16 protein-coding genes are annotated in these 22,444 nt (G+C 44.0%); all 16 read right to left on the bottom strand.

Annotated elements, in window-relative coordinates:
• Nucleotides 1–3: 3 nt before the first annotated feature.
• A complete protein-coding gene (locus G5B12_RS13495; RefSeq protein ID WP_174088481.1) occupies nucleotides 4–1,062 on the bottom strand; it encodes an ABC transporter ATP-binding protein in 1,059 nt (352 codons plus the stop codon).
• Complete coding sequence (gene cysW, locus G5B12_RS13490; protein WP_021977791.1) at nucleotides 1,052–1,888, bottom strand: sulfate ABC transporter permease subunit CysW; 837 nt, start codon at nucleotides 1,886–1,888, stop codon at nucleotides 1,052–1,054. Before cysW ends, G5B12_RS13495 begins: the two co-directional genes overlap by 11 nt.
• Nucleotides 1,888–2,727 carry a sulfate ABC transporter permease subunit CysT gene (gene cysT, locus G5B12_RS13485; protein ID WP_174088480.1) on the bottom strand — a complete coding sequence of 280 codons (840 nt, stop codon included), beginning with the start codon at nucleotides 2,725–2,727 and terminating at the stop codon, nucleotides 1,888–1,890. Before cysT ends, cysW begins: the two co-directional genes overlap by 1 nt.
• Before the next feature lie 37 nt (nucleotides 2,728–2,764).
• The gene (locus G5B12_RS13480; RefSeq protein ID WP_244096096.1) at nucleotides 2,765–3,790 is read right to left on the bottom strand and encodes a sulfate ABC transporter substrate-binding protein; all 1,026 of its coding nucleotides are present in this window, start codon (nucleotides 3,788–3,790) and stop codon (nucleotides 2,765–2,767) included.
• Nucleotides 3,791–3,960: 170 nt separating this feature from the next.
• Nucleotides 3,961–5,037, bottom strand: coding sequence for a LacI family DNA-binding transcriptional regulator (locus G5B12_RS13475; protein WP_174088479.1), 1,077 nt, complete (start codon nucleotides 5,035–5,037; stop codon nucleotides 3,961–3,963).
• Nucleotides 5,038–5,314: 277 nt separating this feature from the next.
• Complete coding sequence (locus G5B12_RS13470) at nucleotides 5,315–9,256, bottom strand: leucine-rich repeat protein (protein WP_174088478.1); 3,942 nt, start codon at nucleotides 9,254–9,256, stop codon at nucleotides 5,315–5,317.
• Nucleotides 9,257–9,515: 259 nt separating this feature from the next.
• Nucleotides 9,516–10,814 carry a leucine-rich repeat protein gene (locus G5B12_RS17580; protein ID WP_174088477.1) on the bottom strand — a complete coding sequence of 433 codons (1,299 nt, stop codon included), beginning with the start codon at nucleotides 10,812–10,814 and terminating at the stop codon, nucleotides 9,516–9,518.
• Between the two features lie 104 nt (nucleotides 10,815–10,918).
• Nucleotides 10,919–12,241, bottom strand: a complete 1,323-nt coding sequence (locus G5B12_RS13460) for an alpha-L-fucosidase (RefSeq protein WP_118071850.1) — start codon at nucleotides 12,239–12,241, stop codon at nucleotides 10,919–10,921.
• 106 nt (nucleotides 12,242–12,347) lie between these two features.
• Nucleotides 12,348–13,814, bottom strand: coding sequence for an alpha-L-fucosidase (locus G5B12_RS13455; RefSeq protein WP_174088476.1), 1,467 nt, complete (start codon nucleotides 13,812–13,814; stop codon nucleotides 12,348–12,350).
• Between the two features lie 183 nt (nucleotides 13,815–13,997).
• The gene (locus G5B12_RS13450; protein WP_118170179.1) at nucleotides 13,998–14,711 is read right to left on the bottom strand and encodes a lysophospholipid acyltransferase family protein; all 714 of its coding nucleotides are present in this window, start codon (nucleotides 14,709–14,711) and stop codon (nucleotides 13,998–14,000) included.
• Between the two features lie 21 nt (nucleotides 14,712–14,732).
• Entirely contained in the window at nucleotides 14,733–15,362 is a 630-nt protein-coding gene (locus G5B12_RS13445; RefSeq protein WP_243006139.1) for a hypothetical protein, read from the bottom strand.
• A 15-nt stretch (nucleotides 15,363–15,377) separates the two neighbouring features.
• On the bottom strand, nucleotides 15,378–17,933 hold the full coding sequence (gene gyrA / locus G5B12_RS13440) for a DNA gyrase subunit A (RefSeq protein ID WP_174088475.1): 2,556 nt from the start codon (nucleotides 17,931–17,933) through the stop codon (nucleotides 15,378–15,380).
• Nucleotides 17,934–17,947: 14 nt separating this feature from the next.
• On the bottom strand, nucleotides 17,948–19,873 hold the full coding sequence (gene gyrB / locus G5B12_RS13435; RefSeq protein ID WP_021976143.1) for a DNA topoisomerase (ATP-hydrolyzing) subunit B: 1,926 nt from the start codon (nucleotides 19,871–19,873) through the stop codon (nucleotides 17,948–17,950).
• A 337-nt stretch (nucleotides 19,874–20,210) separates the two neighbouring features.
• Nucleotides 20,211–20,783 carry a hypothetical protein gene (locus G5B12_RS13430; RefSeq protein ID WP_174088474.1) on the bottom strand — a complete coding sequence of 191 codons (573 nt, stop codon included), beginning with the start codon at nucleotides 20,781–20,783 and terminating at the stop codon, nucleotides 20,211–20,213.
• Nucleotides 20,784–21,174: 391 nt separating this feature from the next.
• On the bottom strand, nucleotides 21,175–22,038 hold the full coding sequence (gene rsmI / locus G5B12_RS13425) for a 16S rRNA (cytidine(1402)-2'-O)-methyltransferase (protein WP_118063639.1): 864 nt from the start codon (nucleotides 22,036–22,038) through the stop codon (nucleotides 21,175–21,177).
• A gap of 67 nt (nucleotides 22,039–22,105) precedes the next feature.
• Nucleotides 22,106–22,444 (bottom strand): hypothetical protein (locus tag G5B12_RS17305; protein WP_207719569.1); only part of this gene is annotated, 339 nt, incomplete at its 5' end.

Raw genomic sequence — 22,444 nt, 5'->3', positions numbered from 1 at the left:
TTTTTATATAACCAACCAATCCTCAACCATAGCCGTATTATGCAGCAGCACAGCTTCATTCCCCTTCGTCACAAAGATCCTCTGTACGAAAACATCCACAACTTCGCCTTCCCGGACGGGTTCTTCGTCAAGGCTTCTTCTGGCGCTGAGTGTGGTGTTTCCTACACGAACTTTCAGTTCCAGGCTGCTGCCACGGAATGCGACTCGTTCTACGATGCCTTCTGTGGCAGAACTTTTATATTTCTGCTCCTCGTTCTTCTTGGTCACTTTCACAAACTCCGGACGGATAATAGCTTTTTCTCCGCCTGGAACTTCCTCGAAGTGATTGAACACCTGATAATCCTCGATCACCGACGTCTGTCCGAAAAATCCCGCCGTAAACGCAGTATCCGGATTCTGGTAAACCTCCAGCGGCGTTCCCTTCTGCTCGATACGTCCCCGGTTGGTAATGATGATCTCATCCGCCACCTCAATGGCCTCGTCCTGATCATGGGTAACGAAAATACTGGTGATTCCCAGTTTCTCGATCATATCCTTCAGCCAGCTTCGAAGCTCTGTACGGATCTTCGCATCAATGGCAGCAAAAGGCTCATCCAGAAGAAGCAGCTGCGGATTCGGAGCAAGGGCCCGGGCAAAAGCAACTCGCTGTCTCTGGCCGCCGGACAGCTGACTTGGATATCTTTTTTCCAGTCCTTTCAGCCCGATCAGCTCTACCAGTTCCATAACCCTCTGCTTGATATACTTCTTATCCGCTTTCTGTACTTTCAGTCCAAACGCAATATTATCATACACAGTCATATAACGGAAAAGGGCATAATTCTGGAACACAAATCCAATGCCTCGCTCGCTGGCAGGAACATCATTGACCACTCTTCCGTCAATGATAATCTCCCCGCTGTCCGGCTGTTCCAGACCGGCGATCATACGGAGGATTGTCGTCTTTCCGCTTCCACTTGGTCCCAGAAGACCGATCAGCTTACCTTTTTCGATGCCAAAACTTACGTTGTCCGATGCCTTGTAATCCCCATATGTTTTATTGATATTTTTTAACTCAACGTACATCGCCTTTTTCCCCCTTTCCTTTATGTTCCAGAACATTTCTCGCGATCAGAAGGATCACCGCCAGGATCACCAGGATCGAAGAAACCGCAAACGCCGGAACATACTGGAATTCGTTATAAAGAATTTCCACATGAAGCGGAAGTGTATTTGTTTTTCCACGGAGATGTCCGGACAGTACGGACACGGCTCCAAACTCTCCCATAGCTCTCGCTGTACACAGCACAACGCCATAAAGGAATGCCCACTTGATATGCGGGAAAGTCACTTTGGTAAAGATCGTCCAGCCTTTTGCTCCCATCAGTGCTGCCGCCTCTTCCTCATCGGACCCTATAGATTCCAGCACCGGAATGATCTCTCTTGATACAAATGGAAACGTAACAAAAATCGTTGCCAGGATAATTCCAGGAACTGCAAACACGATCTGGATCCCTGCTTTGTCAAGAACAGAATAAAGCGGGCTCTGCTTTCCAAAAACCAGAATATAAATAAGACCTGCGATGACCGGTGACACCGTAACCGGAATGTCGATCAGCGTCGTCAGAAGCTTTTTTCCCCGGAAATGAAATCTGGTCATTGCCCACGCTGCACACAGGCCGAAGATCGTGTTGCATACAACAGCAGCCACCGTTGCTTCTATGGTCAGTGCCAGAGCTTTCAGCGTATACTCATCTGTCACAGCCTGCACGTAGCACTCCCAGCCTTTACTCAGCGCCTGGGTCACAACAACCACCAGCGGAAGCACCAGCATTACAAAAAGAAAGATCACGGAAATCCCAATGAGGATCCATTTCACCGGCCCGGAAGCCTGCTTCTTTTTTTCGTCCATTATGCGTCCCTCCCTCTGATTCGTTTCGTATTTCTTGCCTGCACCAGATTCACGCCAAACAGGATCAAAAACGATACCGCCAGTGTAACCAGCGCGATAGATGTTGCACTTTCGTAGTCAAACTCCTGAAGTTTTGACATGATGATCAGCGGCGTGATCTCTGTATAATAAGGTTTGTTTCCTGCGATAAAAACAACACTTCCGTACTCTCCCAGGCAGCGTCCGAAGGCAAGTCCCGCTCCGGAAAGCATTGCCGGAAGAAGCTCTGGAAGGATAACCCTCCGGAAAATGGTGAATGGTTTTGCACCCATGACACGGGCCGCCTCCTCATAGGAACCGTCCAGTTTTTCCAGCACCGGCTGAATGGCCCGGACTACAAAAGGAATCCCCACAAAGATCAGAGCTACCGTGATACCGATCCTGGTATACGCGATCTTGATCCCGAACTTTGCAAAAAAGCTTCCCACCAGTCCTTTGTCGGATGTCAGTGATGTCAGCGAGATACCGGCAACTGCAGTTGGCAGCGCAAAAGGCAGCTCGATCATTCCATCCATGATCCTTTTTCCCGGAAAATCATACCGCACCAGCACCCACGCAAGGATCAGTCCCATGATGGCATTCACCACCGTGGCCGCAAATGCAGTAATAAAACTTACGTAAAATCCGGACAAAACTCGAGGTCTCGTGATCACCTGGATAAATTCCCGAAATCCCAGCCGCGCCGAATAAACTGCCAGAGATGCAAGGGGAATCAGAACCACGATACTCAGCATCGCCAAAGTCACTCCCATTGTCAGCCCAAAGCCTGGTATCACCCGTTTACTCTGTTGTTTCTTCATTTCTGTCTCCCCTCTTTTCTGTATCCGCTATGCTTTTTTACTCTTCATAAATCTCATCAAACACTCCACCGTCCGCAAAATGTTTCTTCTGTACTGCATCCCATCCGCCGAAATCTTTGATGGTAGTCAGCTTCACACTCAGGTTAAAAGTATCTGCATGTTTTTTCAAGATGGTCTGATTGACCGGTCTGTAATAATTCTCAGCGATCAGCTCCTGCGCTTCATCGGAATACAGATATTTCAGATAAGCTTTTGCGGCATCTGCGTTATCGTGTTTTTTTACATTTTCATCTACAACAGCAACGGACGGCTGTGCCAGGATACTGATGCTCGGTGTTACGATCTCGTAATCATCCGGATTGTCCCTTACAGAAAGAAACGCTTCATTTTCCCAGGCGATCAGCACATCACCCTGTCCGTTTTCCACAAAAGAAGTGGTGGCACCTCTTGCTCCGGAATCCAGAACCAGGACATTTTTGTAAAGCTTCTTAATAAAAGCCTTCATCTCTATCTCGTTGCCGTTATATTTCTCATTGGCATAAGCCCAGGCTGCCATGTAATTCCAGCGGGCACCTCCGGAAGTTTTCGGGTTTGGTGTAATCACTCCCACACCATCCTTCGTCAGATCATCCCAGTCGTGGATATTCTTCGGATTTCCCTTCCGAACAAGAAATACAATGGTGGAAGTATAAGGAGCACTGTCATCCGGATATTCATTAATCCAGCCATTGTCGATCAGTCCGGAATTCTGGATTGCATCAATGTCGTATTCCAGGGCAAGTGTTGCCACATCTGCCGGAAGTCCGTTGGAAATCTCCAACGCCTGTTTTCCAGAACCGCCATGAGACTGGATCACATCCACACTCTGGCCGGTTTCCCCTTTCCAGTAATCTGCAAAGATCTTGTTGTATTCCTCATAAAATTCTCTGGTTGGATCATAGGACACATTGATGATCTCTACCTGATTTTTATCCTTTGTATTGTTTCCTGATACTGCAAAAGTTCCTGCCAGTACCACTGCTGCCAGTGCGATACAGACACCTGCGATGCGTCTTTTTTTCATGATTTATGTACTCCTTTTTGTCACTGCTGCGACCTTCTGTAAACGTTATCCTGATTGAATACATTAAACCATATTATTCCCATTAATTAAATAGGAATATCTGAAAACGTTTTCACGCATATATTCTGTCAAAGCTGCAAATATTTCATATCTCATCATATCAGCAATCCTCAGATACAATAATCGCTCCACATACTGTCCTCCACACTGCTGCAGCTGTTCCGGATCACCAGCTTTCCTTCCAGTTCCATCCGGACAATACCGGAATGTCCGCCTCTCAGTCGGTCCAGCAGCAGATACAGTGCGAATTTTCCCATATCCTCTTTCGGCAGACTTACCGTTGTCAGCATCGGCTTGGTAAACTGTGCTTCCTGAATATCATCACTGGATATGATAGAAGGCATATAATACCGGTTCCGGAATTTATTCAGACATTTCAGCATTCCTATCGCCGAAATATCATTGGCGCAATAGATTCCGGTTGGCATGTCGTCCGACTGGAAGAATTTTTCCATGGCCTCATATCCTTCGGCCTCTGTCTGTTTCGTCTCAATAACATACTCAGGAATCACATCCAGATCATGCTTCTTCAGGGTTTCCAGATATCCATTGTACCGGTCTTCGCTGTGGCACTGACCAATATATCCGATATTTTTATGCCCCAGGGAAATCAGATATTCCACTGCCGCTGACGCGATCTTTTTTCCATCGCAAAGGACTTCATCCACTTCATAATTGGTGGAATTCCGGTTCACCGACACCACGCTCTTATATTTCTTATTCAGTTTTTTCAGGGCTTCCTTATTACATCTGCCTATGATGATCAGTCCGTCCCTCTTCCCGTCTACCTCGCCATACATTCCATCAACCAGCCGGTCCAGATTCTCCCTACGGCACTTCCGGTCATCAGAAAATACCGACATATACCATACTTTGGAAAGGATGCAGTTTTTATCATGGATCTCACTTTCGATCACCCGGAGAAGCTCCGCAAAAAACGGATCGGTGGTGGAAGAATCGGTTCTTGTCATCAGAATATTGATGTACCAGGTTTTCTCCTGCTTCGCGGAAACACCTCTTTTCAGATTCCGGGCCGCCTCATTTGGCACATAATTCATCTCGATGGCTGTTTTCCATATCTTATCCCGGAGTCCGGGAATGGAACATTTATAATTGGGATTGTTCAAAACCCGGGAAACCGTCGCCGGTGAAACCCCTGCCTTTTCTGCGATTTTCTTGATGGACATGTACCTTTCCCCTCTCTCTGAAAAAAATTTCCGCTCACTGACAATCCTGTAAATCTCTCAAATTTATCTGAGCAACAAATACTTTTTATTATTCCTTATTTCATAGTAACTAAATATGATTTATATGATAATCAGACTGGTAAAAAAAGTCAATCTTATTTTGTGAAAACGTATTCTTTTTTATTTTAACTGCAAAAACAGGCCAGACTCCTCTGTGGGAATCTGGCCTGTTTGATGATATAACTCTATTTGCATATTCTGCTGTATGTTCCGTTGTTTATTTTACCGTTACCTTACAGGTCAGTTTTTTCGAACCGCTCTGCACGGTGATGGTTGCGGTTCCTTTTCGGATTCCTTTTACAACACCTTTGGAGGTTACTGTTGCGATCTTACTGTTTGAAGATTTATAAGTAATCTTCTCATCTGTATTTCGTGGTGATGCAGCTGCTTTGATCGTGAAGTTTTTTCCTCTGGTCACGGTCTTTGTTTTTGGCACGCCGGTGAGTGTTGTTGTTTTTACCTTTGGCATTACCTTGATGGTAACAACTGCTTTTTTACTTCCGGCTTTTACTGTGATCTTTGCAGAACCTACCTGTTTTCCTGTGACAACCCCTCCGGAGGTTACTGTTGCGATATTTTTGTCAGAAGTGCTGTATGTAACCTTATCCTGGCTTGTGATCGGGTCCAGCATTGGTTTCAGAGTTACTGTTTCTCCTTTTACAATACTGGTGGATCGCAGGTTTGTAATGTAGCGGGTGGATACATTGCCTTTCTGGACGGTGACCAGTATGTCTGCACTCATTCCACTATTCAGTTTGATCGTTACCCTCGTGGAACCGGATTTTTTCTTTGCAGTAACTTTGAATGTTCCGTTTCTGTTAATATTGGATATAGTTACAAGATCCTTAATTTTCGGAGTTACACTCTTCAGATAATCACCGTTTTTGAATCCGGATGCACGAACTGAGGTTGTGGACTGGCCATATTTCAGTGTGATCCGGTCGGTGTTGACGTGAATTGCATAAGTCAGCCCCTTTCCTTCTGTCTGTCCACACCGTTCACATTTACGTTCTTTCAGATAATCACTGATAATATCTATCTGGCAGCTCTTTCCCGCCGGGAATCCCTGAGCATACCCATTCATCGGGATCAACTTCCAGGCTGACCATTTGTGGTCTGTTGGAGGAATAAACAGATCACTATCCTGTGTGACTTCCTCTTTCGCTTCTTTGTCACGGAAATCTTTTCCACATTCACCGCAATGATAGTAGTCAATCTGGCCGGAGTTCCCACAATCAGCAGCTCTTCCCGGGCAGAACATTAATCTGTGATTTTCATTTCTTGGAATGATCAGTTCCGCTTCTGTTACTTCCTGTGTTCCATTTTCGTCGAGAAAGAGTTTTCTGCAATTATTGCAAATATAGTACGTCTTCATACCTTCGCGCACACAGGTTGCTTCATATCCTTTTTCACACCGGATATTATGATTGTTTTTATCTTCCGGAATAACCAGATCCTGGCTTGTCACCTCCTGTTTGCCTTCCTGATCGAGGAAAAATTTACCACAATTGTTGCAGTAATAATAGTCATATCTACCCTCGTTCTGACAATCGGCAACTACTCCCGGAATAAATTCCAGATTATGACCTGTTGCAGGATATATTACAGATTCTAATTCTTTTCCGTTATAAGTATCATCATAATTTTTCCCACAGCGTTCACAATGCCAGTAATCAATGTTTCCATCTTCTGTACAGGTTGCGTCTTTCCGATCAATCCGGGTAAATTTATGTTTAAGCTTCTTGATTTTCGTTTCACCGGAAAGTACGGTTCCCTCTTCATTGCCGAAATCTTTTCCGCATACATCGCAATGCCAATATTCAATGTTTCCATCATTTATACACGTAGACTCAACTCTTGCATAATGTGTTAAAGGATCTTCAACATTGTGAAATACAAACCCATTTTCTGTTGCATAGATTTCGACTGCCGAATCTTTACGGCCTATAATTACAAGTGTGCTGTTTTTCTCGGTATTTGAATTATATCCTATTGCACGTTTCCCAATTTTTACAGAATCCCCTGAAATGTAAACACTTCTGAGTGCCTGGCAGTCTTTAAATGCATCGGTATCAATCAGAATTACATTTTCCGGAATGCTGATATCTGCAAGTTTACTGCAGGATGAAAATGTACCATACGCAATACTTGTCAGCTCCTTGGGCAAAGAGATTTTTTCAAGATTAGAGCAGTATTCAAATGCGTATTCCCCAATCTCTGTTACACTGTCCGGAATTTCCAGGCTTGCGATACTCCAGCACCAGGTAAATGCGTTCTCACCTATTGTTTTCAGGTTCTTCGGCAGTTTTACGCTTTCAAGCATCTCATCATTGTTAAATGTATTTGCTTTTATTTCAGTAATATTGTCCGGTAGTTCAATGTTTTTTAAATTATGACTTCTGGCAAATGCGGATTCTCCTATATCTGTTACGGATTCCGGAATTACAATAGTACTGTATTTACCATATTCAAATGCTTTATCTCCGATTGTTTTCAGACCATTCGGTAAATCAAACTCTGTTATGCCAGTACTGTTAAATGCGCCTGCTTCAATCGTCGTTAAGCCAGCTGGCAGATTAATTTCTGTCAGCCTTGCACAGCGACCAAATGCATATTCCCCTATTTCTGCTATGCTGTCTGGTAACTCAATACTGTTCAATCTTTTACAATCTGAAAACATAGAGTCATTTATGCGTTTCAATTCGGATGGAAGTTTAACATTTCTCAAGTCTGAACAACTGGAAAAGACTCTTTTTCCTATATCTGTCAGATTATCCGGAAGTGAAATTTCTTTTATACCAGTATTATAAAACGCTGAATTTCCCATGCTTGTCAGACTGTTTGGAAATATTACACTACTCATGGTTGTACAATTATAAAACGCTGCATCTCCAATACTTGTTACGCCCTCTGGAATTTCAATAGCTGTCAGACTGTTACAATTATAAAAAGTATTTGCTTCCACACTTTTCAGATTTTTGGAAAGTATTACATTGCTGAGATTCTCGCAATTTTTAAATGCTTCATTTCCTAAAGTTGTCAGGCTATCTGGTAATACAATACTGTTACCTAATTTACTGCAATTTCCAAATGCAAATGCTCCTATTGAAGTTACTCCTTGCGGAATATTGATGCTGCTCAGGCTACTGCAGTTACAAAACGCATTTTCTTCAATAGTTATAAGATTTTCTGCTAATATGATATTATCTAGATTCTTACAGCTACGAAATGCTCCCCATTTTATTGACGTGACACTTTTAGGAATATTAATGCTGCTCAGACTGCTGCAATTTTCAAATGCGTACTGCCCAATAGTCGTTATTCCCTCTTGTAATACAACATTTTGCAAACCACTACATTCATAAAATGTACGTCGCTCTATCGTTGTTACTCCCTGAGGGATCGAAATATTATTTAAATTTTTACAGTATGAAAATGTCCAATCTCCTAAAGTTGTCAAACTTTTTGGCAAGGTTACACTGATCAGATCACTGCAATACGCAAATACTCCCACTCCCTCTGACCCCTTAAGAGCTGTAATTCCTTCCCCAATTTCCGCACTCCTGATTTTCTTATTACTGTCCGTGATGCTGTGAAAATATTCATTTACCACACCGCTACCTTCAATCACAAGCCGTCCATCCCCATATAGCATATAAGTAGCATCAGTTCCACACTTTCCACTGTCAACAACTTCTGAACTTTCATCAGTCACGGCCTTTCTAGTTTCTCCATCTGAGAATCCAGATCCCGCGTCTGTCTCCGTTTCTGCGGTATTGGAACTGTCTGCTTCTGCCTCTTCATTCAGTTTCTCTGCACTGTCATCAAAAATCTCCAGATCACTGTTGTTGTCATCCTGTGTATTCTCCCCGGATACTTCATCTGCAGTCTCTTCCGCTTCTTCTGTATTCGGCTCTGCATTGACAGTTTCCTCGCTTTCAGCCGTTTCCGCTGTTGCATTTTCTACCGGTCCATTTTCTGTGGTGTCTTCCGCAACATCTGCTGCAGTTGTCGCCGTTGTTTCTGCTGTTCCTGCTTCTTCTGTTTCATCTGCCTGGAATTCCTCTGCCGCATACACCGGCATTATTTCAAGCGGAGTCGCTGCTGTCGTCAGAATCACAGCTGCGGAAAGTAACCAGGCAATGTTCTTTTTCTTCATAGATTTTCCCCCATTTTCCAATGAACACTTAATATATCCTGTAAATTAATTTCATTATACACATCTAGCCATTTCCCATCACTGATAATTGCAAAAAATCCCCGGCAGTTTACAGTCGTTCCTGCACTCAGTAATTTGCCTTGATACAGCAATTTCTGAAACTGTTACAAAACGCTATAATATCTGCCAGGGATTTTAACCAAATCAAGTAAGTAGCGAAGCGGATTGCGAATATCCGCTTGACCAATCCGCTGATTATTTATTTTACAGTTACCTTACAGGTCAGTTTTTTCGAACCGCTCTGAACGGTAATGGTTGCGGTCCCTTTTCGGATTCCCTTTACAACTCCACTGGAATTCACTGTTGCAATTTTTGTATTTGAAGATTTGAAAACAATCCGTTCATCGCTGTAGTTCGGTACAGCCACAGCTTTTATCGTAAATATTTTTCCTTTGGTTATCACTTTTGTTTTTGGTACACCGGTTATATTTGTGGTCTTCACAGTTGCGGTACTGCCGAGGAAACGGAATCCATATTTCTTTGCATAAGTTTGAGCAGTAGAACCTTTTTTCCCGGCAATAACAAGCATCTTATTTTTTCCGCCATCAAAATTATAACCAACGGCTTCTTTTTCTATCACTGTTTTACTGTTTAGGATCGTAATCTTTTTCATTGCCTGGCAATCATAAAAAGCATTGCTTCTGATCTTTTTCACGCTGGCGGGTATCGTAATATTCCCCAGTTTTCGACAGTTACCGAATGCACCGTTCCCAATCTCTGTAAGCTTCTTCGGTAACGTCACTTTTCTGAGATCTGAACAAAGAGAGAACGCACTCTCATCAATAAGCGTAACACTGTCAGGAAAACTTATTCCTGTCAAACCACAATGCCGAAAAGCAGCTCGTTCTATCCTGGAAACGCCCTGTCCCAAAGTAACTTTTTTCAGTTTCATATCTGCCTCAAACAACGATTCCGGTAATGTTTTTACACTTCCCGGAATACTGACAGATTCCAGACTGCTACAGTAACTGAAAGCATATTCCTCAATTTTTGTCACTGTTTTCGGTATATCCAGGCTCGTAATTTTACTCTGGTAAAAAGCATATGCGCCAATGCTTTTCAGTCCATTCGGAAGCTTGATGCTGGTGATCGAAGTATCACCAAATGCCCGAACGCCGATACTCCGCAAAGTTCCCGGCAATGAAATTCTCTTCAGATTTTTACAGTTTGAAAAAGTTCTGTCACCGATTCCCGTGATCCCGGATGCAACTGTTACCGTTTTTATCGTTTCGGATCTGTATGAAAAATCATCGGTAACTTTAACTTCCCCTTTTCCCTGTATCTGAAGATTTCCATTGGAATACAGCCGGTAAGTGGCATTGCTTCCGCAGGATCCTTTCGCAACAAGTTTTGCAGTGCTCTGCGTGCCTGCTGCCGATGCTTCCTGTGTATGATCAGCCGCATAACCAGTCTGTGCATGCACAACCACAGAAGGTACACAGGCCCCTGTTATGATCATTACTGTTGATAATATCGCCGCAATTTTTTTCCCAAACATATAGCTTCCTCCCTAAAAAAAACAATCAGCTATATCACAGAAGGACCGGCATACATCCGGTCCTCTCTGCTCATGTCAAGCGGATATTGGCAATCCGCATTCGGTTAAAATTTATTTGTTAATCCAACCACATACATATCTTCTTTATACTCAGGAATCTTCACCAGAAGTCCCTCTTCTGTATCCTCAGTTTCTACTTTAACTGCCGGATCAAAAGATCTCAGCTGGCCATGATAACCTTTGATCAGGAACTCATTTGCTCCCTCTTTCAGATGATCTGCAAACACATTGAGATTTCCCTCTTTCTGTGTATAATGCAGCTCAATTCCATTCTCCAGCATCTCAGATTCGCGGTCGCTGCAGCGTGTGCCATAAATACCATCATGGTTAACTTTCAGCCATGCGCCAAGAATCTTCAGCCTCTTTACCTGTTCTTCCGGAATTGTTCCGTCTGCTTTTGGTCCGATGTTCAGAAGCAGGTTTCCATTGTTTGCAACAGTTCCTACCAGAAGTGAAATTAGATCCGGAACAGAAATCAGTTTGTCATCACCTTCATTGGCATTATAACCGAAGGATAATCCCATTCCACGGCACATTTCCCATTTCTCTTTTCGATTCACAGAACCGGATTTGTACTCCTTGGTAAGGAAGTCATGGTAACGGTCATTGAAACGGTCGTTTACTACACCTTCCGGCACTTTGTTATAATAATGTGCCAGGAAATACGGCATCATCTCTTCGCTCTGTTTCGGCCATCCGATATCGTTCCAGAAAACGCTTGGTGCATAATCATCTACCAGTTCATTCATCTGGTTGTATGAATAATCTGCATATGCAAATGTCGGGCTGGCTGTTCCAAACAGATCATCATCCTCAAAAATAGGATCATTTGCATACTGCCAGTCAATCAGTCCTGAATAATACAGCCCCATACGGATACCTGCATCCCGGACAGCCTCTGTCAGCTCACCGGTGATATTTCTCTTCGGTCCCATTTCCACAGAGTTAAAGTGTGTATACTTACTCGGGAACAGGCAGAATCCATCATGATGCTTGGTTGTCAGAACAACATACTCTGCACCTGCTTCTTTAAAAATCTCTGCCCACTGTTTCGGATCCCAGTTTTCAGCTTTCCACATAGGAATAAAATCTTCATATTTGAAATCTTTTCCGTATTTTTCCATATGATGCTCATATGTCGGGCCTTTTCCTATGTTCAGAGAATTATAATACCACTCTGCGTAAGGATTATCCGCAAACCACTCTTTGGAATCAACTTCTCCCAGTTCCCATGTATGTGGCGCAAAAGCCGGTACAGAATAAATTCCCCAGTGAATAAAAATTCCGAATTTACAGTCCTCATACCATTTTGGAACGGTATGTGTATTTACAGAGTTCCAGTTTCCTGTGTATCTTTTATTTCCCATAGTGTAATCCCCATAACCTTTCTGTTATACATAAGTTTTTGCTGATTTTCCTGTATTTTTCTGCCGGAACAGTTCCGACAGTATCCCCCGTTTATTCTCCGATAATTTACTCTATCGTGATCTTCAGTACCACCGGCATATCCCCTGCATCAACCGCTCCTCTTCCGCAGGAAATATCCAGTTCTTTGTTTCTTGCATATGACGGATGCAGATCTGTTCCAAGAATCTCAATATCCCTGATCGTAGATTTCAAAAGTTTCATATCATTTCCAAGAGATTTGATATGGATCTCTCCGTCTTCCGGCCAGTGAAGTACCGTTGCGTAAATATGGTTGCTCTTGCTTGTGAAACGAATATCCTCAGAAGTAAAATGCTTGTCATAAGTATCTGTGAAATGGCCTTCCGGAACCACCGTCGGACCCTCTCCAAATACTTTCCAGTATCTGGTTCCGTAAATTGCCTCTCCGTTTACTTTCAGCCATTTTCCCATTTCTCTCAGGATATGTGCATCTTCTTCCGGAATCGTGCCATCCGGCTTCGGTCCGATATTGAGAAGAAGTGCGCCATTTTTGCTGACTACATCGATCAGATCCAGAACTACATCTGAAGGTTTCTTGTAATCATTTCCGATGGTATAGCCCCAGGAATTCTTCGCTACAGAAGTATCGTTCTGCCAGAGATCCGGTGTGATATGGTCTAACTGACCTCTCTCCAGATCATTGACCGCACTGCCGTAAACATATGCGTCAAATTTTGCATCAATAGCAGTTTCTTTTCCCCACTGAGCAGAACGGTTGTAATAATATGCCGCAAATTTACGGAGATACGGTTTCCATGCATACTGCTGAATCCACCAGTCAAAATATACGATGGAAGGCTGATATTTATCTACAATCTCACATGTACGAACAAGCCAGTCCTGCATATGCTCCTCTGAAGGAGGATTGTCATAAATGCTACTGATATCTCTGCTGATTCCTGCTGCCGGTCCGTAAAGATCATCATACCCCGGATCATTGACATCAGATTCAGGAATCTGACGTCCGCCATTAAAGAACCAGTAATGCTCTGCTCTGTGAGTAGAAGCACCAAGTACCATTCCCTCTTTTTCAACTTCTGTTTTCAGTTCTCCGAGAATATCTCTCTTTGGTCCCATCTCTGCTGCATTCCAACGGCAGAGATCACTGGCATACATCTGGAATCCATCATGATGCTCAGCAACCGGAACAACAAATTTTGCGCCTGCTTCCTTAAAAAGCTCAGCCCATTCCTTCGGATCGAACTTCTCTGCTTTGAACTGCGGAATAAAATCTTTATATCCGAATTTATCCAGAGTTCCATATTTCTCTATATGATGCAGATTTTCTTTGGAGCCTTTCACATACATATTTCTGGGATACCACTCGTTTCCAAATGCCGGAACACTATATACACCCCAGTGAATAAAAATTCCAAACTTATCTCTTGCATACCACTTCGGAGTAGGATGCTCACAGAGAGAATCCCACGTATCGGTATATGGTCCCTGTGCGATCACTTCATCGATCAGGGAAAGATATTCTTCTTTTTTCATTTCACAGTCCTCTTTTGTGTTTTTATTCATATTTAACAGGTGTTTATATGTTACCATCAAATGTTTTAGTTGTATACGCTTAACAATTCACAAATAAAACGTTTCGTTTTTGTGCAATATACATATCAAAAAAAAAGCTCCGATGATGTTTTTATTTAAACTTCATCAGAGCCTTTTCTGTTTTTATATAGTATTCTCTTCGATCACTTTCTCGATCCGTCTCTTTACTTCTTCCGCAATCTCCGTTGTATGCATATCCTTATATTCCTCATAATACATTGGAGGAAGGATATGTACCTGCACTGTGATCTTCTCTGTGGAACCGGTATCAAAAGCTTTAAAAGAATCGATCAGCGCAACAGGAACGATCGGACATTTTGTCTTTGTCGCAGTCTTAAAACTGCCGCCCTTGAATGTTCCCGGGTGATTTCCGTTCTTACTTCTGGTTCCTTCCGCAAAGATCAGATAATTACGACCTGCCCTTACCTCGCGGATCACATTGACAATGACCTGCATGGACTGCTTCAGGTCTTCCCTGTCAATGATAAAAGCCTTCATGCAGGCAAAAACCTGCTTCAGGAATGGAATATCTCCCACTTCTTTCTTAGCTACTACAGAAAAAGGAACCGGGCAGGCTTTAATGATCGCCAGTACATCAAACAGTCCCTGGTGATTCGGAAAAAACATAAATCCGTTTTCCTTGGGGATGTTTTCCTGCCCATGCACATCAATATGGATATTTCCGCCTTCGATGGCATGCTCATCTACATGTCTCAGGAATGTGTATTTCTTCTCTTCCGGATAATCATCTGTATGCGCCGCATACCAGCAAAGTTTGATCCACCAGTAGGGAACAAAGATCAGATTCCTGATCACCATCAGCAAAATTCGCTTCATTCTTATGTCCTCCTGCCTGTTTTATCCGTTCAGTTTCCCTGCGATTTTATCTTCATATCCCGGATTCTTTTTCAGAAAGACCTCATAAGCCTTGGTATAGTCTGTATAAGTTTTGGTGGTCATAAATTTCTGATAATCTGCCGCAGCCTGCTGGCTGATCTCATCTGAGATCTCAGCCGGCGAATACAGATAATATTTCTTATCCTGCACTTTTACAAGGTAAGTACTGATGCACGGATATTCCTGGTCATTCTGCAGTACAAGATTATAGCGGATATAAACATACGTATAATTTTTACTCTCAGAAATGGCCTCACAGCTGTCAATATTTACATCCTTTGCTCCATGAGCCTGGAAATATTTGACCGTGGATGAAATCTCTGTTTTTGCCTCATCAGAAATCTTATCCGCACCATAACATTCCTGCATTTTTTTGTCCTTGCCTTCTACCGCAGCCTTGATATAACTTTCCACAAGCCCCTCCGGGGTTCTGTGGCTGATCCCCCCACAGCCTCTGGCTGCCAGGATGATCACCAGCAGTATCAGAATAACTCCTGCCAGTGTCGCCACATGGACAAAATTCAGTTTTTTGTTGGAATATTTCAGTTTTTTCACAGATTTTTTTCTGCGTTTCTTTTTTGTCGTCGTCATGACTTATCCTCGACCTTATTCTTCTTCACTGCCTGTGACAGTTTCATCTGCGGATATTTCTTCCTCGTTATCGTTGGTCTCTCCGTCAGCTTTTTCGGAATTTACCTCCACTTCCGGATCTTTATCTCTTACCTTGGCGATGCTTGCAACCGTTACACCATCTGTAAGATTGATCATCTTCACACCGGAAGTGATCCTTCCAAGAACTGAGATATCTGCACACTGCAGACGGATGATGATACCTTCTGTTGTGATCATCATGATCTCGTTCTCTTCGTTCACAGCCTTGGCTCCGACAACGTTTCCGGTCTTCTCGGTGATCTTGTAGCACTTCACACCTTTACCGCCACGGTTCTGGACAACAAACTCACTCATTGCTGTACGTTTGCCCATTCCGTTCTCAGAAACTACCAGCAGATAATCCCCCTGGGTATTCAGCTGCATGGCAACAACTTCATCACCATCTGTAAGATTCATACCTCTTACACCCATGGATGCACGGCCTGTGCTGCGGACATCAGTCTCTTTAAAACGGATGCACTGTCCGTCCTTGGTCACAAGAATGATATCTTTGTTATTATCGGTAGCTTTAACCTCGATAAGCTCATCATCGTCACGGAGAACAATCGCTGTAAGGCCTGTCTTACGTACATTCTCGTAATCTCTGATCGGAGTTTTCTTCACAAGACCTTTCTTGGTTGCCATCATCAGATAATGACCCTCTTCATATTTGCGGAGCGGGATCACAGCTGTGATCTTTTCTCCCGGTACAAGCTGCAGCAGGTTGATGATCGCAGTTCCTCTGGCTGTACGGCCGGCCTCCGGAATCTCATATGCCTTCAGTCTGTATACACGTCCGGTATTGGTAAAGAACATGAGATAATGATGGGTTGTAGTCATCAACAGCTCTTCAATATAATCGTCCTCAATGGTCTGCATACCCTTGATTCCTCTGCCGCCACGGTTCTGACTGCGGAAGTTATCAACCGTCATACGCTTGATGTAACCAAGCTTGGTCATTGCGATCACGGTATTCTCTCTCGGGATCAGATCCTCTGTGGAAATATCGTATACATCGTATCCGATGGAAGTCTTTCTGTCATCGCCGTATTTTTCTGCAACAGCGAGGATCTCCTCGCGGATCACACGGAGAAGAAGCTTACGGTCAGCGAGGATTGCCTGGAACTTGCGGATCTTCTCCATAAGCTCTGCATACTCGGCTTCCAGCTTCTCTCTTTCCAGACCTGTCAGTGCACGGAGACGCATATCCACGATTGCCTGAGCCTGAACGTCTGTCAGCTCAAAACGCTCAATAAGTTCCTGTTTCGCGATCTGTACATTACGGGAACCACGGATGATACGGATCACTTCATCGATATTATCAAGTGCTTTCAGGAGGCCTTCCAAAATGTGGGCTCTCTCCTGGGCTTTATTCAGATCGTACTGTGTTCTTCTGCGAACAACATTCTCCTGATGTTCCAGATAATACTCCAGCATCTCTTTCAGGTTTAGAACTTTCGGTTCCATGCTTCCATGATTCGGAACAAGGGAAAGCATGATCACGCCAAAAGTATCCTGCAGCTGTGTATGTTTGTAGAGCAGGTTCAGGATCACATTGGCATTGGCATCTTTACGGAGATCGATGCAGATACGCATACCTTCACGGCTGGAATGGTCATTCAGGTCTGTGATTCCATCGATCTTTTTATCACGGACAAGCTCTGCGATCTTCTCGATAAGGCGTGCCTTATTTACAAGGTATGGAAGCTCTGTGACTACGATACGGGATTTACCATTGGGCAAAGTCTCGATATTTGTCACAGCGCGGACACGGATCTTGCCACGACCTGTACGATAAGCTTCCTCGATTCCTCTTGTTCCGAGGATGGTTGCTCCTGTAGGGAAGTCCGGTCCCTTGACGATCTCAAGAAGTTCTTCCATTGCTGTCTCGCGGTCTTCTTCCACAATGTTATCAATGATCTTAACAACGGCATTAACTGTCTCACGAAGATTATGAGGTGGAATATTGGTCGCCATACCTACAGCGATACCTGTTGTACCGTTTACCAGCAGATTCGGAAAACGTGCCGGAAGTACAACCGGCTCACGTTCTGTCTCATCAAAGTTCGGCTGGAAATCAACGGTATCTTTGTTGATGTCTGCAAGCATCTCCATGGAAATCTTGCTGAGACGTGCCTCTGTGTATCGCATGGCAGCCGCACCGTCACCATCCACGGAACCAAAGTTTCCATGTCCGTCAACCAACGGATATCTTGTTGACCACTCCTGAGCCATATTAACCAGCGCACCGTAGATGGAACTGTCACCATGAGGGTGATATTTACCCATGGTATCACCGACAATACGCGCACATTTTCTGTGTGGTTTGTCAGGACCATTGTTCAGCTCGATCATGGAATACAGCACTCGGCGCTGTACCGGTTTCAGGCCGTCTCTTACATCCGGCAGAGCTCGTGAGGCGATAACACTCATGGCATAGTCGATGTAAGATTCTTTCATAGTTTTTTCCAAATCCACTTCGTGGACTTTGTCAAAAATATTATCTTCCATTCTTCTTTATTCTCCTAGATATCAAGATTCTTGACGAATCTTGCATTTTCTTCGATAAATTCACGTCTTGGCTCTACCTTGTCTCCCATAAGAGTGGTAAATGTCAGATCGATCTCAGATGTGGCAGCCTCGTCCATAGTCACACGGAGAAGAATTCTCTTCTCAGGGTCCATAGTAGTCTCCCAGAGCTGTTCCGCATCCATCTCACCCAGACCTTTATAACGCTGGATCTTATTGTTTCCGTCACGTCCGATCTCGGTAAGGATATTGTTCAGTTCATCATCATCGTATGCGTACCATACTTTCTTGTTTTTCTCGACTTTATAAAGAGGCGGCTGTGCCAGGTATACATATCCCTGCTTGATCAGCTCCGGCATAAAACGATACAGGAATGTCAGAAGCAGTGTTGCGATGTGCGCACCGTCAACATCGGCATCGGTCATAATGATGATCTTATGGTAACGAAGTTTGGAGATATCAAAATCCTCATGGATTCCGGTTCCGAAAGCAGTGATCATGGCCTTGATCTCTTTGTTTCCATAGATCTTGTCCAGACGTGCTTTTTCAACGTTCAGGATCTTACCACGAAGTGGAAGGATCGCCTGTGTGGCACGGTTTCTCGCTGTCTTGGCGGAACCGCCCGCGGAATCTCCCTCTACGATATAGATCTCGCAGTTCTCCGGATTCTTGTCCGAACAGTCTGCAAGTTTTCCAGGAAGAGACATGCTGTCCAGTGCGGATTTTCTTCTTGTAAGGTCACGGGCCTTTCTGGCTGCTTCTCTGGCTCTCTGTGCAAGAACAGATTTCTCAACAGTAGCCTTGGCAACTGCCGGATTCTGCTCCAGGAAAATCTCCAGCTGCTTGCTTACAACGCTGTCTACCGCACCTCTTGCCTCGCTGTTTCCAAGTTTCTGCTTGGTCTGTCCCTCAAACTGCGGATTCTCGATCTTAACGCTGACGATCGCGGTCAGACCTTCACGGATATCATCACCGCTTAAGTTCGGCTCGCTGTCCTTAAGAAGCTTATTCTTACGTGCGTAATCATTGAATGTATTGGTGATCGCATTACGGAAACCGGTAATGTGTGTACCGCCCTCCGGTGTATTGATATTATTTACAAAACCATAGGTATTCTCTGTATAGGAATCATTATGCTGCAGAGCAACCTCTACAGATACACCATCCTTCTCACCTTCACAGTAAATGATCTCCGGGTAAAGTGCCTCTTTACTTCTGTTCAGGTAGCTTACAAACTCACGGATACCACCCTCATAGTGGAATACCTTCTCGCGCTCCTGGCCCTCTCTCTTATCTTCCAGCACAATGCGAAGACCCTTGGTCAGGAAAGCCATCTCACGAAGTCTCTGTTTCAGGATATCGTAATCATAAACGGTCTCCTCAAAGATCTCCTTGTCCGGAAGGAAATAAACCTTCGTTCCGGAAAGCTCCGGATCACAGTCGCCTACAACCTTCAGCGGATACATGGTCTTGCCACGCTCATATCTCTGTTTATATTCTTTACCCTCGTGGTAGATAGTAACCTCCAGCCACTCGGAAAGTGCATTTACAACCGATGCACCAACACCGTGAAGACCACCGGAAACCTTATATCCTCCACCGCCGAACTTACCACCTGCGTGAAGAATGGTAAATACAACCTCAACTGCCGGAATACCAGCCTTATGATTGATGCCAACCGGGATACCACGGCCATTATCTGTAACGGTAATGGAATTATCCGGATTGATATCTACATGAATCTCCGTACAAAAACCAGCCAGTGCTTCATCGACTGCATTATCCACGATCTCATATACGAGATGATGAAGTCCACGGCTGGAGGTACTTCCGATATACATTCCAGGCCTCTTACGTACGGCTTCCAGTCCCTCCAGGATCTGGATCTGATCTGCGCCGTATTCTGTATTCTCTGCGCCCATGTCATTCCTCCTGTTCTTGTCTGTCCGGACGTGTTTGAAAATTCATTTCTGCAGAACCACAGCAATTTCAGAAATTACTGCACCATACCCTGATCCATTAATTTCAGCAAATATGGTATTTTCAAATTTTGCAGAAAGCAATTCTCAAACCCGCTCCAGAAGTGTCATTTATACCTGTAAAATAAACGTTTTTTACATACGAATACAGAGTTTATTGTAGCACAAAAAAGCCTGTATTTCCACGCAAAATCATAGGAAATACAGACAAAAAAGTATCTTATTAAATGCAATCCAAAAGTCCAGCACAATATGCTCTTAAAATGTATAAAATATTCAGCTACTCTTGTAAAAGCCCGAATTCCTTTAATAAACTCTTCTGGTATTCCGGATCTGATGCAGATTTTATAATATCAGATGTCCTTCCCAATTTCGCAAGACAGAGGATCAAACTGTTAATACTATGTTCTCCCTGCTGCATCCCCTGCTGCATCCCCATTCCATAGCCCTCATCATAACCAGCCTGTAAACTGTTTCTTATCTTCTCTTCAATCTGATCCTGTATGATCCGATTTAACGCTTCGCACATACAATCCGCCTCCTTGAATTTTTCTTCATTAGCCCTTACGATCATCTGCATAACTGATTCGTATAAAGGATTTTTCTGCTTTTCTCTGTATTCATTGAGAAGCCGTTTCATATCTTCCTTATCTTTTATTCTGTCCGTCAGACTTCTCAGCCACAGATTTTTCTCTTTGGATAACTGCTGTGTTACAATGACCTGGATTGGAATTTTAGGTCCTGATACATAGTAAATCCGCTCTGCCTCCAGTTCTATCTGAATATCAGCAAAAAATGCAGGGTGCCACTGCAGTGGTTTAGAGCTGTTTGTTCTGTTTTCGTTTACAATCATACACGACTCCTCTGTTCTGATTTCAAGGAGTCTCATCTGAAAACTCCTGCTGAAAAATGGAAAAAAGCATGAATTTTCTGAGATGACAGGCTCTCTGCCTGATATATGAAATGTAATAGAAAAATAAGATTGTTTTTAGAAAAATATGCTTTCAAGTTTTGATAATCTCAGCTTACCACAATATGGTCTATACTGCAAGCAAATCATTTCGACAAAATCCGCACAGTACGTTTTATGTCACTGTTCACTAGAATATTCCTCGTGGCATTTTTTTTGCAGGCAAAGATCACAAAAAAGCTGCATATGTTTCCCCGCTCTCGGGTCACAACATGCAGCTTTTCGTTTGTTTATAAATATGTTTCCTATGCTCCCTGCCTCAATTTTCGTCCGGTCATTCACTGGAATCCTCTCCATCCAGCAGAGCCTTATAAATATCCCTCTTGGAAACACCACGATCCCTAGCGGCAAGCTTCATAGCATCCTTTCTGGAATTCCCCTGCTGCTCATACATCGCCACATGCTCCGCAATGGAAACCTCCTCCCAGGAAGCACGCTTCTCCGCTTCCATTTCACTGCGGCTTCTGCCCTCGATCACAAGGACACACTCACCCAGTGGCTTCTCATCTTTATAAAAATCCATCAGATCATCGATCGTCGTCCGAAACGCCGTCTCATGTTTCTTGGTCAGCTCCCTGCAAAGAGTCATCCTGCGGTTACCAAGTGCCTCTCTGAGCTCGCCAAGGGTCCGTACAAGCCTGTGAGGCGCCTCATACAGGATAATAGTCCTCGTCTCGCTGGAAAGCTCTTCCAGAATCGTTTTTCGCTCTTTCTTATCCGCCGGAAGAAACGCCTCGAAGGCAAAACGCCTGGTATGCAGACCTGACAAAGTCAGAGCAGTAATACAGGCAGCAGGCCCCGGCAATGAAGTCACCTCAATACCAGCTTCGTAACACATAGCTGCAAGTTCTTCTCCAGGATCTGAGATACCCGGAGTACCTGCATCTGTGATCAACGCAATGTTTGTGCCTGAGAGCATTTTTTCCACAAGAACGTGACCTTTATCGATCTTATTGTATTCGTGGTAGCTGGTCATGGGGGTTTTTATATCAAAATGATTCAGAAGTTTTATGCTGTTGCGGGTATCCTCCGCAGCGATTAAGTCCACTTCCCGAAGGGTTCTTAGTACTCGAAGGGTGATGTCTTCGAGGTTTCCTATGGGGGTGGCGCATAAGTATAGTTTTCCGTTTTGTTTCATATTTTCCTCTTTTCTCGCTTGACCGCGGGGAGTTGTTTTCCACTTGGCCGTGGGGGAGTTGTTTTGCTTAACCGCGGAGGATATTCCACTTAACCGTGGGGGATATTCCGCTTGACCGCGGGGGTTTGTTTAAGTTTGGGAACTTTGAAAACCGCAAAGGGGCCGCAAAGCCGCGCCCCCTCTGCACACCCCTTGGGCTTTTTTTAAGTAGTGCAAGGGATTCGCTGTTCTTATTTGTTGACTTGTGTCTGTATGCTTCGGTATTCAGCGCGCTACGCTGTGCCGATGTTGTTTTATTTCTTCTCTTTCTCTGTGGTTCACTTCTGGCAAGGTGTCTGTATGCTTCGATACTCAGCGCGCTACGCTGTGCCGATGTTGTTTTATTTCTTCTCTTTCTCTGTGGTTC

Origin of the sequence: Blautia sp. MSK.20.85 (assembly GCF_013317245.1) — a bacterium.
Classification (GTDB): Bacteria; Bacillota; Clostridia; order Lachnospirales; family Lachnospiraceae; genus Blautia_A.
The sequence above is the reverse complement of the archived record's forward strand: the minus strand, read 5'-3'. Positions and strand labels throughout refer to the sequence as shown.

Bases quoted from the DNA above. Each gene is read 5' to 3' on its own strand.
- G5B12_RS13495 (WP_174088481.1), bottom strand. From the start codon at position 1,062: ATGTACGTTGAGTTAAAAAATATCAATAAAACATATGGGGATTACAAG.
- cysW (WP_021977791.1), bottom strand. From the start codon at position 1,888: ATGGACGAAAAAAAGAAGCAGGCTTCCGGGCCGGTGAAATGGATCCTC.
- cysT (WP_174088480.1), bottom strand. From the start codon at position 2,727: ATGAAGAAACAACAGAGTAAACGGGTGATACCAGGCTTTGGGCTGACA.
- G5B12_RS13480 (WP_244096096.1), bottom strand. From the start codon at position 3,790: ATGAAAAAAAGACGCATCGCAGGTGTCTGTATCGCACTGGCAGCAGTG.
- G5B12_RS13475 (WP_174088479.1), bottom strand. From the start codon at position 5,037: ATGTCCATCAAGAAAATCGCAGAAAAGGCAGGGGTTTCACCGGCGACG.
- G5B12_RS13470 (WP_174088478.1), bottom strand. From the start codon at position 9,256: ATGAAGAAAAAGAACATTGCCTGGTTACTTTCCGCAGCTGTGATTCTG.
- G5B12_RS17580 (WP_174088477.1), bottom strand. From the start codon at position 10,814: ATGTTTGGGAAAAAAATTGCGGCGATATTATCAACAGTAATGATCATA.
- G5B12_RS13460 (WP_118071850.1), bottom strand. From the start codon at position 12,241: ATGGGAAATAAAAGATACACAGGAAACTGGAACTCTGTAAATACACAT.
- G5B12_RS13455 (WP_174088476.1), bottom strand. From the start codon at position 13,814: ATGAAAAAAGAAGAATATCTTTCCCTGATCGATGAAGTGATCGCACAG.
- G5B12_RS13450 (WP_118170179.1), bottom strand. From the start codon at position 14,711: ATGAAGCGAATTTTGCTGATGGTGATCAGGAATCTGATCTTTGTTCCC.
- G5B12_RS13445 (WP_243006139.1), bottom strand. From the start codon at position 15,362: ATGACGACGACAAAAAAGAAACGCAGAAAAAAATCTGTGAAAAAACTG.
- gyrA (WP_174088475.1), bottom strand. From the start codon at position 17,933: ATGGAAGATAATATTTTTGACAAAGTCCACGAAGTGGATTTGGAAAAA.
- gyrB (WP_021976143.1), bottom strand. From the start codon at position 19,873: ATGGGCGCAGAGAATACAGAATACGGCGCAGATCAGATCCAGATCCTG.
- G5B12_RS13430 (WP_174088474.1), bottom strand. From the start codon at position 20,783: ATGATTGTAAACGAAAACAGAACAAACAGCTCTAAACCACTGCAGTGG.
- rsmI (WP_118063639.1), bottom strand. From the start codon at position 22,038: ATGAAACAAAACGGAAAACTATACTTATGCGCCACCCCCATAGGAAAC.